We start from the raw sequence: 13,868 nt of genomic DNA, 5'->3' as shown, positions 1-13,868 counted from the left end.
GTGGGTGGGGAGTGACTCTGATGAGCGCTAGAAATGCAGGTATGGGCCAAACCCCAGGCAAAAAAAAGCCAGCACAAGGCTGGCTTGAGTGTTTTCTGTGTGATCAGGTCGCGTCTGCGGCCATTTCCACGTCATGGGCTATCAGCGAAACAAGGGCGTTCTGCTGGCGATGGGAGAGTTGTCGGAAGCGTTGAAGCAGCTCACGCTCATGCAACGACAGCTCCGGGCTGTCCAGGCGCATGCTCAACTCTTCACCCAACGCGCCTTCCTGAATAAGGCTTTGCTCAAGGCGCGCGATGATTTCAGAGTTCATGCTGCGGTGATGATTGCGAGCCACTTCGGCAATGCGTTCCCGCATTCCGTCTGGCAGACGTACGACGAATTTGTCAGCCGTACGGCTGGAATAAATTGCCTGTTTCAATGGGCGCATATATTTAACCGGTTAGTTCAGGGGAGCGGTTCTCGGGATTGGCCGCAGGATGTCGATAGGACAAGCTCCATTGCCAAATGTTCAACCTGAATTGTTAAGAGGCCCGCATCATGCCTCAAAATTGCCAGATCATTGGCGCCAATTCTGTGACAAATTCTGATCCGGGTAAAGGCGTTATGCCAGTACCCTTCATCAAAAAATGCGGACTGGTTGGTAAAAATCAACAGGTCCGCATCTGTGACCGTCGGATTGTGTCTATGTGCCATACCGTCTGGCGGATAACGGAAATGGACAAAAACGCGTGCCGTCCCTGTCTTGTACAGGATAGTGGCAAATGGCCGATTTACTAGGATAAGTGAGCCAGGACAGATGAATGGCGGCCAAACTTGGCGTTCACGGACGGTCAGCCTTACAGGGAGTACCATTTGCCTACACTTAAAAAGCCATGGGCGACATGACAAACGCAGGGTAGGTCGTTAACATGCACGCCGTCCTACGCACCGCTTCTCTTGTGGTCAATTCGTGTCTCAGTAGCTCAATTGGATAGAGCATCCCCCTCCTAAGGGGAAGGTTGGCAGTTCGAACCTGCCCTGGGACACCATTATAAACAGTGGGTTAGCGAAATCATCGCTGACTTTTCCGGTTTGCATCCCTATCTACCGCACGATCAACCTAGGCCTGAGCGCGATGTTCAGTCCAGGCACCGCCATTTCTCCCCCTTAGCTGTGACCGATTGCCCATTTCTAGCCATTTGTATCGAGGATATTTCGGTAATGCGAAACTTTCTCCCCCCTTTGCTATCTGACCGTCTCGGTACGTTGTAGGACTTTTCCTTCGTTTTCGACGGAATCCGTACCTCTTTTTTATCTGTGTCAGCGCCAATGCCGCGTCCGGCGGGCCTGACTCATCGTGTCTTTGATTCAGGCCACAAGGATGTGACATGCGCCCAGCCGCACCCTGCCGATCGCGTAAACCGAGCAGCGCTCCTCGCCGCGTTGACAGAACCCGTTCATCTGCCCAAAACGCCAAGCGCCTCGCACTGCTGTTGATGGCGGCGTGGATGACAGGTTCGTGGAGTGCGGCACAGGCAGCCGGGCCTGAAGAAGAGCTGCTGCGCCAGCGTGAGCGCGAACGGGTATTGAGGGAGCAGTTGGAGTCCCGGCCGGATGTGCGCCTGCAGGCAGCTCCTGTGGCTGAGGGTGTCGATCGCTTGCCCGCCAAGGAAAGCCCCTGCTTTGCCATCAATGACATCCGTCTGATTGGCGAGGCGTCGGAGAAATTCCAGTGGGCGTTGCGCGCCGCCAACCCCAAGGATGACCCCGCCATCGGTCGTTGCCTCGGGGGGGGCGGGATCAATCTGACGATGAAGCGCATGCAGAACGCGATCATCGAGGCCGGCTACGTCACCACTCGCGTACTCGCCGAAGCCCAGGACCTGAACAGCGGAGTGCTGGTCTTGACCCTGGTGCCGGGGCGCATTCGCGAGATTCGTTTCGAGGAGGGCACCAGCTCCCGCGCCAATGCCTGGAACGCGATGCCGGCCAATCCTGGCGATCTGCTCAACTTGCGCGACATCGAGCAGGCGCTGGAAAACTTCAAGCGTGTGCCGACCGCCGAAGCCGATATCAAGATCGCTCCGGCCCGTGCCGCCGACGCCAAACCCGGTGAGAGCGACGTGGTGATCGCCTGGAGCCAGCGGTTCCCCGCCCGTGTGAGCCTGTCGGTGGACAATTCGGGCAGCAAGACCACCGGTAAATACCAGGGCAACGTGTCGCTGTCCTTGGACAACCTGCTGTCGCTCAACGATTTGTTCTACGCCAGCGTCAACCATGACTTGGGCGGGGGCGAGTCCGGGCACCGCGGCTCCGATGGCCGCACGCTGCATTATTCGCTGCCGTTCGGCTACTGGCAGGTGGGGTTCACCAGCAGTGAATACAACTACGAACAGTCCGTCGCCGGCACCAACCAGACCTATCAGTACCGGGGCGAGAGTCGTAACAACGAGTTGCGTCTGTCCCGCCTGCTGTACCGCGACGCTGTTCGCAAGACCACCGCTTGGGGCAGCCTCTGGACGCGTTCGTCGGAGAACTTCATCGACGACACCGAAGTCGGCAACCAGAAACGCCGCATGGCCGGCTGGCAGTTGGGGTTGGACCATCGAGAGTTCATTGGCGCGTCGATTCTTGACCTGGGTGTCGCCTATCGTCGCGGTACCGGTGCCCATGATGCGCTCAGGGCTCCCGAGGAAGATTTTGATGCCGGCACGTCGCGCTCGCAAATCATCACCGCCGACGCCCAACTGCAGGTGCCATTTCAGCTTGGCGATCAGCGACTGCGCTACATCGGCGGCTGGCGTGCGCAATGGAACCGGACGCCGCTGGTGCCTCAGGATCGTTTCTCGATTGGCGGGCGCTACAGCGTGCGGGGCTTCGATGGTGAAAACATTCTTTCCGCCGACCGTGGCTGGACCCTGCGCAACGAAGTCGGCCTGTCCTTGGGGCAGACCGGCCAGGAGCTCTACACCGGTATCGACTATGGCGAAGTCAGCGGCCAATCCAGTGAGTTCCTGATCGGCCAGCGCCTGGCGGGGGCCGTGGTGGGCATTCGCGGTGGTTACAAGGGCCTGTCCTATGACTGGTCGGTGGGCACGCCGTTGAAGAAACCCGATGGTTTCGAGACGGCCAACGTGACCAGCGCCTTCACCGTCATCTGGTCATTCTGAGGTGATCCCATGCAGTTCGAGACGCTAGACATTGTTGCCCCCGGCCTGATCGATGAACCCTGGAGCGAAGCCGCGGTATTCGGCTCTGCCACATGGTTGTGGATGCATTCCAAGGCCCATCGCGATGCGCCGTTGCACACCTTGCCGACGCTGTTGCTGCCGGCCCTCAAGCATCGCCAATTCGTGCTCGGCTCCGAGCATGGCAAGCCGGTGTTCTACCTGTCCTGGCTCAACCTCGACGAGGCGGCAGAGCAACGTTACTTGCGCCAGTCGCCGCTGGCGCTGACCCAAGACGACTGGAACAGCGGCGAGCGCCTCTGGCTCAACGACTGGGTCGCTCCCTTTGGCCACACGGCGGTATTGAGCCGCTTGTTGCAACGTCACCTTTTCATCGATCGCTGCGCTCGAGCCCTCTATCACCGAGGCGATGAGCGCGGCCTGCGGGTCAAGACATTCCAAGGGATCGGGGTCATTCCCGAACAGGCCCAGGCCTGGTTCGCCGCCCACCCGCTGGCAATCGAAGCGTAACTCCAACCACTGGTCGTGCGGGCTGGCTCCGCAAATGGAATTGCTATGAACAAGCATCTGTACCGAATCGTTTTCAACAAGGCCCGCGGACTGCTGATGGTCGTGGCCGAGAACGTCACCAGCCAGGTCAAGGCGCCGGGGACCCGCTCCGGGCCGACGACGAGCGCAGCGGCTTGCACAGCGACGCTTGGGGCGTTGCGCTTTGCCTTGATGACCGCGATTGGCCTGGTGTCCTTGAGCGTGGCGCCGGCCTGGGCTGGAACCATCGTCGCCGACCCGGGCGCTCCGGCCGGCCAGCAACCGATGGTGATACAAAGCGCCAACGGCACGCCCCAGGTGAATATCCGCGCGCCCAGCGCTGGCGGTGTCTCGCGTAACACCTACAACCAGTTTGACGTCGATAGCCGGGGGGTGATCCTCAACAACGGCACGGGCAATAGCCAGACGAAACTGGGCGGTTGGATCGAAGGCAACCCGATGTTGGGCAATGGCAGCGCGCGGGTCATCCTCAACGAAGTCAACGCCAGCAATCCCAGTCAACTGCGCGGTTACGTCGAAGTGGCTGGCCAGCGTGCCGAAGTGGTGATCGCCAACCCGGCCGGTATCACCTGCAACGGTTGCGGCTTCATCAACGCCGACCGTGCCACCCTCAGCACCGGCCGGGCGCAGTTGGAGAACGGTCGCATCACTGGCTACACCGTGCAGGGCGGCACCATCAACATCGAAGGCAAAGGCCTGGATGCCCGCGAGGCCGACTATACGGATCTGATTGCCCGCTCGGTGCAGGTTAACGCCGGGGTGTGGGCCAACGACTTGAAGGTTACGACCGGACGCAATCAGGTCAATGCCGACAACACCCAGGCTACGCCGCTGCCAGCTGCCGACGGAGAAAAACCCACCGTTGCCATCGACGTTGCCAAGCTGGGCGGCATGTATGCCGGGAAGATCATGCTGGTGGGCACTGAATCTGGCGTCGGTGTGCGCAACGCCGGGCAGATCGGTGCCATGGCTGGCGAGGTGGTGATCAGCGCCGACGGCAAACTGCAAAACCAAGGCGCTATCAGCAGCGCTACAGCGACCCGAATCAATGCCACCAGCGTTGATAACAGCGGCACGCTCTACGCCAAGGGCGACCTGGGTCTCGACAGTGCCGGTGACATCGACAACAGCGGCACTGTTGCCAGCCAGAACCACACGACACTGACCGCCAAGAACATTCGCAGCACCACGGCCTCGAGCCTGGCGGCGGGCGTCGGGGCGGACGGCAAGTTGGGCAGCAGCGGCAACCTCGCGTTGCGGGCCACCACGGTCAAGGCGCAAGGCCAGAACCTTGCCGGCGGCGATGTCAGCGTCGAGGCCGCTGACCTGGACCTGAGCAGCAGCCAGACCCTGGGCCACAACGTCACCCTGACGGCCAGCGGCGGCGATGCCAACCTCAGTGGCAGTCAAGTCGATGCGACCCAGGTACTGACTGCCAAAGCGACCAAGACCCTGCGCACCGATGGGGCCAAGGTCACCGCTGGCAACCTGCAATTGAGCGCACGGGATGTTTCCAATGTCGGCGGTGAGCTGGTGCAGACCGGCACCGCCGACGCGTCGATCAAAGCCACTGCCACGCTCGACAACAGCAGTGGTCGTATCGCCTCCAATGCCGAGAACATGCAGCTTGGCGCCAATCGCCTGGATAACAGCAAAGGCACGGTCGAGCACGCCGGCAAAGGCACTTTGGACATCCAGGCCACCCAGTTGGCTGGCAGCAAAGGCACCCTGGCGAGCAATGGCACGTTGAGCGTCAAGGCCAGCGAGGTGGTGGTCGATGATGGCCTGACCCAAGGCCAACAGATCACACTCGACACCACGACCTTGTCCAACCAGCGCGGACGCATTCTCCAGACTGGGGCGCAGCCAATGCAGGTCACCGCCCGTGAACGCTTCAACAATCAGGCCGGGCAAGTCAGCAGTCCTGGCGCGGTGAACGTGAAGGTCGGCACGTTGAACAACCAGGGCGGCAAAGTGCTCGCCACCGATAGCGGTGCGTTGACTGTCACGGCCGACAACGAGATCAATAACGGCGGCGGGACGCTGGCCGCCAGCGGGACGACAAAGGTCAGCGGCGAGGCACTGGATAACACCCAAGGCACCGTGAGTGCCGGCGGTGAGCTGTATGCGACGTTCGATCGCTTGAACAATATCGGCGGCACGCTCGCCGCCACCCAGCGCATGGAAATCATCGCCGGGCAGTTGAACAACACCAACGGCGTGCTGGGCTCGGTGAAGTCCGGCTTGCTGGTCAGTGTCTCGGCCGATGCATTGAACAACAGCGGCGGGCGCCTTGAAGCGCTGGGCGATATCGATCTGTCGGCCCAGGGCCTGAATAACCAGGGCGGGGTGATCAGTGGCCAGGCCCTGGACCTGAACAGCCACGGCCTGCTGATGGACAACAGCCAAGGCACGTTGAATGCCGGTGCGACCCTCGACCTGCGCAGCGGTGAACTGCGCAATGCGGCAGGGCTGATCCAGGCCAAGGGCAAGCTGTTCATCGACACCGGCAGCCAGGCGTTGGACAACCTTCAGTCCGGCACCACCCAAGGCATCAGCGGCCAGGACGCGGTGGAAATCCACAGCGCCCATTTCAACAACAGCGCCGGCTTCCTCGGCGCCAAAGGCGCGCTGGTGCTCAAGGCCACCGACGTTACCAACGGCAGCGGCGGCCAGGTCATTGGTGAGAAGAGCGTAGAAGTCGAAAGCGCCCGGGTGGATAACCGCGGCGGTCAATTGCAAGGCCTCGGCGATGTCCAGTTGGTGCTGGGTGAGACGCTTACCAACCAGGGTGGATTGGTGCGCAGTGCGGGAACGCTGGGCGTGACGGCCGGCGTGCTCGACAACAGCGCCACCCAAGGTGCCAACCAAGGCCTAGAGGGGCGTGCCATGAGCCTGACGCTCGACACCTTCGGCAACCAGGCCGGTGCCGTGCGCGCCGACCAAGGATTGTCCATCGGTGTCAGCCAGGTGCTGGATAACCAGGGCGGCCTGATTTCCGCAGGGACCGGCCTGACCATCACTGATCGCGATCCGGTGCAACGTCGTCAGTCGGTGCACAACCTCAATGGGACCTTGCTCGCCGGCAGCCTATTGTCCCTTAACGCGGCCTATTACGCAGGCTCCGGTCGAGCCCTGAGCCTGGGCGACCTGACGTTCAGCCTGCAAAGTGGCCTGGACCTGAGTGGACAGATTCAGGCCAACAACAAGATTGACCTGAGCACCGACGGCGCTTTCAACAACAGCGGAAAACTGTTGGCAGGTAATCTCCTGCTGGTGCGCTCGCAAACGCTGGACAACGCCGTCAGCGGGGAGATCAGCGCCGGTCAGGTTCGCCTGACCATAAACGACAGCCTGACCAACCGTGGCCTGATCGACGGCCAGCAAGTGCGTGTGCAAGCGCTGTCGCTCAACAACCTGGGCACCGGACGTCTGTACGGTGATCGACTGGCGATCGCCACTTCGGCGCTGAGCAACCGTGATGAGAACGGCAGCGCCGCGACCATCGCCGCCCGTGAGTCGCTGGACATTGGTACCGGCACCCTGGACAACCGCGAACAGGCGCTGATCTTCAGTGCCGGGGACCTTGCCATCGGTGGTGCGCTGAGCGCGACTGACAAGGCCCAGGACCGGGCCCAACTGCTGAGCAACGCCAGTGCGACCATCGAGGCCCTCGGCAACCTCTCGCTCGATGTACAAAGCGTGCGTAACACCAACGAGCATTTCAGCACCCAGCAAGTGGAAGTCAGCCGCACCGCCTTGCAGGAATTCCAGCTCAGCGGTTCGCCGAACCGCTACCAGGGCGACCAGATCTCCGTGAGCAACGACGAGGTCCTTCACCTGACCACCCCAGAGGGTCGCAAAGACAACTGGAACCGCTACGACTACACCCGCGTGGTGCAGGAGACCCAGATCGCCACCTCGGCGCCGGCGCAAATCCTGTCTGGTGGGACGATGCAGATCAACGCAGGGGATGTGCTCAATGACAAGAGCCGCATCATTGCCGGTGGGTTGTTGCAGGCCAACATTGCCAGCCTGACCAACACCGAACTGACCGGCCAGCGCACCACCACCGACAGCGGCACCGTCAGCAATTTCTATCGCATCCAGCGCAAGGGCCGGGACCGTCAGGGAACGGCCGTCACGGCCTACACGCCTGCCCCCTTGATCCAGGACATCACCCTGCAGCCGACCGTGTTCGCCCAGAACGCCGCCGGCAACGGTACTGGCACCCAGATCAGCGCCCGCGCCACACAGGGCGTCAGCGAGCAGATAGCCGCCACAGGCACGGTCAGTGCCCCGGTCGGCAGAACCTATCAAGTGGCGCCCATCGTTCAGGTTGCGGCCCAGACCACCTTGAACAGCAAAGGCGTGGCCGAGCAGATTCGCAGCGGCGGGCCATCCCTGGCATTGCCGAACAACAGCCTGTTCACCACCAATCCCCAGAACACCAGCAGCTACCTGATCGAAACCGACCCGCGTTTTGCCAGCTATCGCACCTGGCTGTCGTCGGACTACATGTTGCAGCGTTTGCAAGTCGACCCAGCCCTGACGCAACAACGTTTGGGCGACGGCTTCTACGAACAGAAATTGATTCGCGAACAGATCGCGCAACTCACCGGCCGACGTTTCCTCGATGGCTATGCCAATGACGAAGTGCAGTACCGCGCCCTGATCGACAACGCCGTGACCGTCGCCAGCCAATGGCAACTGGTGCCCGGCGTGGCCCTGACCTCCGAGCAGATGGCCCAGTTGACCAGCGATATCGTCTGGCTGGTGCAAAAGCAGGTCACCCTCGCCAACGGGGACACCCGCAACGTACTGGTGCCGCAAGTGTACGTGCGGGTCCAGGAAGGCGACCTCAATGGCTCCGGCGCCCTGATTGCCGGGCAACAGTTGAACCTGAACATCGCCGGCGACCTGGTCAACAGTGGCAGCCTGGCCGGGCGCAGTGTCATGGCGATCACCGCGCAGAACATCGAAAACCTCGGTGGGCGCATCCAGGCCGACAAGGTATCGCTCGCCGCGCGGGAAAACCTCAACAACCTCGGCGGCCTGATCGGTGCCGTGGACAGCCTGTCGGTCAAGGCCGGGCAGGATATCAACGTCATCTCCAGCAGCCGGGACAGCAGCAGTGCCCAAGGCACCCGCACCAACCTGTCGCGGGTGGCCGGGCTGTTCGTCAGCGGTGCCCAGGGCACGATGGGGGTGAGCGCCGGCAACGACCTCAACCTCACCGGGGCCCAGGTGGTCAATGCTGGCAAGGGCGGCAGTACGTTGCTGGAGGCGGGCAAGAACATCAACCTGGCCACCGTCGGCGAAGCCCACGAGCAAGCGCTGACCTGGAACAGCAGCAACTGGCGCAAGGACGCCAGCCAGACCGAAGTCGGCTCACAGGTCCAAGGGCAGGGCGACGTGCGCTTGAGCGCGGGCCAAGACCTCAACGCCCGCGCCGCTCACGTCACCAGCGAGCAAGGCGCGGTGTTTGCCGAGGCCAAGCGCGACGTCAACCTGACCGCCGGCCAGAACTACCAGTTCGCCGATGAAGCGCACAAGGTCAAGGGCAGCAACGGGATGTTCTCCAGCAAGACCACCACCACCCGTGACACGATCAGCCAGACCTCGGCCGAAGGCTCCACCCTGAGCGGCGAGCAGACCTATGTGCAGGCCGGTCGCGACATCAACCTCAAGGGCAGCAACGTGGTGTCCACGACCCAGACGGTTCTGGTGGCGGACAACAACGTCAACATCGAAGCCGACACCGCCAGCAGCAGCGAACGCCATGACAAGTCCGTGAAGAAAAGCGGCCTGTTCAGCGGCGGTGGCATCGCCGTCACCCTGGGCAGTCAGCAACAAAGCGTCAAGGACCTCACCACCGAGCACACGGCCGTGGCCAGCACGGTCGGGTCGACCGCCGGCGATGTGCTGATCGAAGCGGGCAAGGGCTACCGTCAGGTGGGCAGCCAGGTGTCGGCGCCACAAGGCAACATCGACGTCACGGCGCAGACCATCGATGTCGTCGAGGCGCGCAACACCCGCGAGCGCGAGCGTGAAACCCTGTTCAAGCAGACCGGGTTCACCCTCACCGTGACCAACCCGGTGATCAGCGCGATCCAGACGTCCCAGCAGATGAAACGGGCGTCGGAGAAAACCGACGACGGGCGCATGAAGGCCCTGGCCGCCGCTACCGCCGTCATGGCCGCCAACAACGCCGCCACCGCCGTGGCGATGGACCCGGGCGCGGCGGGCGGGATCAATATCAGCCTGTCCCTGGGCACCAAGAAGAACGAAAGCACCACCACCTACACCAGCGACAGCGCAGCCGGCTCGACCATGACCGCCGGCAACGACATCCGCCTGCGCGCCACGGGCGCCGGAGCCGCCAGCGACATTACCGTGCAAGGCAGCGATATCAAGGCCGGACGCAATGCCAGCCTGCTGGCGGACGGTGACATCAACCTGATCGCCGCCCGTAATATCGACAAGCAGAACACCGACAGCAAAGGCAGCAGCGCGAGCATCGGCATCGGCTTTTCCCTCGGTGCCCGCAACGGCTTCACCCTGGATCTGGGGGCGTCCGGCAGTCGCGGCCAGGCGGATGGCGATGGGCTCACCCACACCAATACCCATGTCCAGGCGGGCAACCAGTTGCTGTTGTCCTCGGGCGGTGACACCAACCTCAGAGGCGCGGTGGCGAGCGGCAAGCAGGTATTGGCCGACATCGGCGGCGACCTGAACATCGAAAGCCTGCAAGACACCAACACCTACGAGGTCGATGAGAAGAGCCTGGGCGTTGGCATCAGCCTGTGCATTCCGCCGTTCTGCTACGGCATGAGTTCAGTCAACGGCGTCAGCGGCAGCTTCGGCGCCACGGACATCGATTCCAACTACGCCAGCGTGATCGAGCAATCGGGCATCAAGGCCGGCGACGATGGGTTCGACATCCGCGTCGGGGGTAACACCGACCTGGTCGGCGCCGTCATCGCCAGCAGCGACAAGGCCGTGCAGGATGGCAAGAATCGTCTGGTCACCGCCAGCCTCACCAGCCGCGACATCAAGAACAAGGCCGAGTACGACGCCAGCACTGTCAGCGTCGGTGGCGGCTATCGCGAAGTCGGCAAGGACCAGCAGGGCAACGCCACGAGCGGCGGTACGCAGACCCCTGGCACCGACCTGCCGAAGAACGACAACGACCTCAGCGCCACCATGCCGATCGCCATCAGTGCCAGCGACGATGCCAGCAGCGTCACCCGCAGCGGCATCAGTGGTGGCACCATCGTCATCAGCAACGACGCCGAGCAACAGAAGCGCACCGGCAAGAATGGCGAGCAAACCGTCGCCAGCCTCAATCGCGATGTCTCCAGCGACCGCGACACCAGCAACACGCTCAAGCCGATCTTCGACGAAGACGAAATCCGTGCCGGTTTCGAGATCGTCGGGGCGTTCTCCAACGAAGCCAGCACCTTGCTCGCCAACAAGGCCAAGGAAGTCGACCTCAAGCGCAAACAGGCCGAGAAAGCTCAGGCCGCGGCCCTGGACCCCAACGCCAAACTCACCGACACCGAACGCCTGGCGCTGCTCGGCAGCGCTCAGCGACTCAATGCCGAAGCCAGCGGCATCGCCGACAAGTGGGGCGCGGGCGGCACCTACCGGCAGATCACCACCGCCCTGGTGGGCGCGGCCAGCGGCAACATCAGCGGCGGCAACAGTGCGTTCGTCCAAGGGTTGGTGGTCAATTACGTGCAGCAGCGGGGCGCCGGCTACATCGGCGACCTGGTGGCGGACGGCAAGCTCACCGAAGGCTCGCCGCTGCACGCCGCCCTGCACGGTATCGTCGCCTGTGCCGGCGCCGCGGCCAGCAGCCAGAGCTGTGGCAGCGGTGCCGCGGGCGCGGCGGCGTCGAGCCTGCTCACCGGCCTGTTCTCCGAAGCCAGCCCCGATGAAAGCGAATCCCAGCGCGAAGCCAAGCGCAACCTGATCGTCAGCATCGTCACCGGGCTGGCCGCCACCAGCTCCTCGCTCGACCCGGCCACCGCCACCAGCGCGGCGGGCGCTGCGGTGGACAACAACTGGCTGGCGACCCAGCAACTGGTCCAGGCCGAGAAGGAGTACAGCGCGGCTGACGGTCTCGGGGCCAAGGCGAAAGTGATCGCCAAATGGGCGTACATCAACCAGAAACAAGATGTACTGACCCGCTTCGGCCTGGGCAAAGGCCTGGTGCAGGCGGGTTGGGGCGATGTAGAAGGATTGGCGCAATTCCTCCTCCATCCGGTGGACGGGATCAACGGCCTGAAAGCACTGATCAACGACCCCGAGGCCCGCAAGCAATTCGGCGACGGCGTGGTCAACGAACTCAACGCCAAACTCGACCGCGTCAAAGATGCCCTGGAAAACGGCGGGGATGATCGCGCCGTGCAATTGGGTCAGGACATTGGCGAGCTGGTTTGGCAGGTTGGCAGCATCGCCACGGGCGTCGGCACGGCGGCCAAGGGCGGCGTGGCGTTGGCGAAAGCCGGGATCAAGGTGGGGACGGAAGGGCTTGAAAAAATGGCCGGTATGGCCAAAATTGCGAAAGCTGAAGTGTCGGCTGGTAAGCCGCTGCAGTGGAGCAGCGTGGAGGGGGCGTATAGCGGAAAACTTGAGGGGGGGTATGGCCCTGGTACGACGACTGTTAATGGGAAGGTTGTTGAAAACACCGTAGACTATAGTTCGGGTGTTAAGGGGACTCAAACAACCAAGGTGATCGACCGTCTGGATGAGCTGAAGCTAGACGGATTTAATCCCTACGATAATCCTCGTTACAAAGAAATGTCACCTGATCAGCAGAAAGTGTTTCTGAAGGAGTACAACAAGCAGTTGCAAGCTCAGCAAGATGCGATTAATAGCATGACAGCTGATGAGTTTAAAATTGCAAGGGATGCCTACATTCAGCAAGGCCGCAATCCAGCAGCTGATTCAATGCAGCGAAGTTTAGGTCGCGAATTTGAAAGGGAAGTGTCTGAAAGTATTCGGCAAAGTTTAATTAATAAAGGTGTCGATCGTTCTACGGCAACGCAGATGGCAAAAGATCGCGCGAAGGAGATTAAGTCTAGTCTTGCAGCCTTGCACGAGCCTGACATGGTTGCGGGCGGTTGGACAACACCGGCACCGATAAGGATGGGTGACACCAATGTGAACTCATCAATAGGTGCTAGCTGGTCAAGTCGTTTATCATCTGTCGATCAAGCCGTGGATGCGGCTATTTCCAGCGGTGCTGGCAGCGCTAAATTGAATGTCCGGCTAGAGCTACTCAGAGGAGCACAAGCAAGGTGAGGGACGAAGATTTCCAGTATTTCATCAGCGTGATGGGGGAGGCCACATCTCATCGACAGGTGCCTGACTCCCAAATTGCGAAGTATCGTAAGGTGCTGCCTGACGTGCTGCTTGACTATTGGCAGGAGGAGGGTTGGTGTGGATATGCCAATGGCCTTTTCTGGACAGTGAACCCGGATGATTATAAGCATCTGCTCGATATATGGCTCAGGGGTACTGAATTTCCACAGATAGATAATTACCACGTTATTGCAAGGAGCGCGTTCGGGACTCTCTATGCTTGGGGGGAGAAATACAATCAGAAAATTGTTATTTCGTGTCCGACGGGATCTATCGTTGCGTTGAAGAATAAGTTGAAAATACCTAATAAAAATCCGGATCTAGCTATTCAGACATTTTTCGCTATGTCTGATAAGGAGCGTTATGATTTGGAGGATAATCAAGGTGAGTTTTTGTTTGGGCGAGCACTCGAGAAGTTAGGTGCTCTTGATGAGAGTGAACTTTACGGCTTTGAGCCAGCATTATTTGCTGGGGGAACTGCTTCGCTAGATCATTTGGTTAAATGTAATTTAGAGGTCCATTTGATGATCCTTCGGCAGATGCGTTCTTGAGAAATTAGATAAGCGAAAGGAGTATGTGCTGGTGCAAAGGATAGAAGTATTTTGCTGGGAGAAGGGGCGGGTTTATTTAATTGCTCGCTCGCTTCCTAAAATAGATCTGTGGGGGATCTTGCTCGCCAACAAGGCCAAGAGGGAAAAGGGGACGGATTTATTTGTTGGAGAAGGGGCGGATTTATTTAATTGTTAGGCTCCTAGGCTTCCAAATAAATCTGTCCCC

General features: G+C 60.9%; 5 protein-coding genes and 1 tRNA gene. 5 read left to right on the top strand and 1 reads right to left on the bottom strand.

Features of this window, described 5'->3' with window-relative positions:
- Window positions 1-103: 103 nt before the first annotated feature.
- Window positions 104-430: an Arc family DNA-binding protein gene (locus PSH86_RS23265; protein ID WP_109753922.1), complete on the bottom strand. Its 327-nt coding sequence runs from the start codon at window positions 428-430 to the stop codon at window positions 104-106.
- A 524-nt stretch (window positions 431-954) separates the two neighbouring features.
- Between PSH86_RS23265 and PSH86_RS23260 the strand changes: the two genes are divergently transcribed.
- The 5 genes from PSH86_RS23260 (at window position 955) to PSH86_RS23240 (ending at window position 13,642) form a co-directional block, all read left to right on the top strand.
- Window positions 955-1,031 (top strand) — tRNA-Arg (locus PSH86_RS23260).
- A 459-nt stretch (window positions 1,032-1,490) separates the two neighbouring features.
- Complete coding sequence (locus tag PSH86_RS23255; protein WP_305485193.1) at window positions 1,491-3,152, top strand: ShlB/FhaC/HecB family hemolysin secretion/activation protein; 1,662 nt, start codon at window positions 1,491-1,493, stop codon at window positions 3,150-3,152.
- Between the two features lie 9 nt (window positions 3,153-3,161).
- Window positions 3,162-3,680 carry a toxin-activating lysine-acyltransferase gene (locus PSH86_RS23250; protein ID WP_305485190.1) on the top strand — a complete coding sequence of 173 codons (519 nt, stop codon included), beginning with the start codon at window positions 3,162-3,164 and terminating at the stop codon, window positions 3,678-3,680.
- A 45-nt stretch (window positions 3,681-3,725) separates the two neighbouring features.
- Window positions 3,726-13,031: a hemagglutinin repeat-containing protein gene (locus PSH86_RS23245; protein ID WP_305485187.1), complete on the top strand. Its 9,306-nt coding sequence runs from the start codon at window positions 3,726-3,728 to the stop codon at window positions 13,029-13,031.
- The gene (locus PSH86_RS23240) at window positions 13,028-13,642 is read left to right on the top strand and encodes a GAD-like domain-containing protein (RefSeq protein WP_305485184.1); all 615 of its coding nucleotides are present in this window, start codon (window positions 13,028-13,030) and stop codon (window positions 13,640-13,642) included. The genes PSH86_RS23245 and PSH86_RS23240 overlap by 4 nt, the downstream gene beginning before the upstream one ends.
- The last annotated feature ends 226 nt before the right edge of the window (window positions 13,643-13,868 follow it).

The sequence above is a fragment of the Pseudomonas sp. FP2300 genome, assembly GCF_030687595.1.
In the GTDB taxonomy this organism is placed as follows: Bacteria; Pseudomonadota; Gammaproteobacteria; order Pseudomonadales; family Pseudomonadaceae; genus Aquipseudomonas; species Aquipseudomonas bijieensis.
Note: the sequence above shows the minus strand (reverse complement) of the source record. Positions and strands in the feature narration are given on the sequence as shown.

Bases quoted from the DNA above. Each gene is read 5' to 3' on its own strand.
- PSH86_RS23245 (WP_305485187.1), top strand. From the start codon at position 3,726: ATGAACAAGCATCTGTACCGAATCGTTTTCAACAAGGCCCGCGGACTG.
- PSH86_RS23250 (WP_305485190.1), top strand. From the start codon at position 3,162: ATGCAGTTCGAGACGCTAGACATTGTTGCCCCCGGCCTGATCGATGAA.
- PSH86_RS23255 (WP_305485193.1), top strand. From the start codon at position 1,491: ATGACAGGTTCGTGGAGTGCGGCACAGGCAGCCGGGCCTGAAGAAGAG.
- PSH86_RS23265 (WP_109753922.1), bottom strand. From the start codon at position 430: ATGCGCCCATTGAAACAGGCAATTTATTCCAGCCGTACGGCTGACAAA.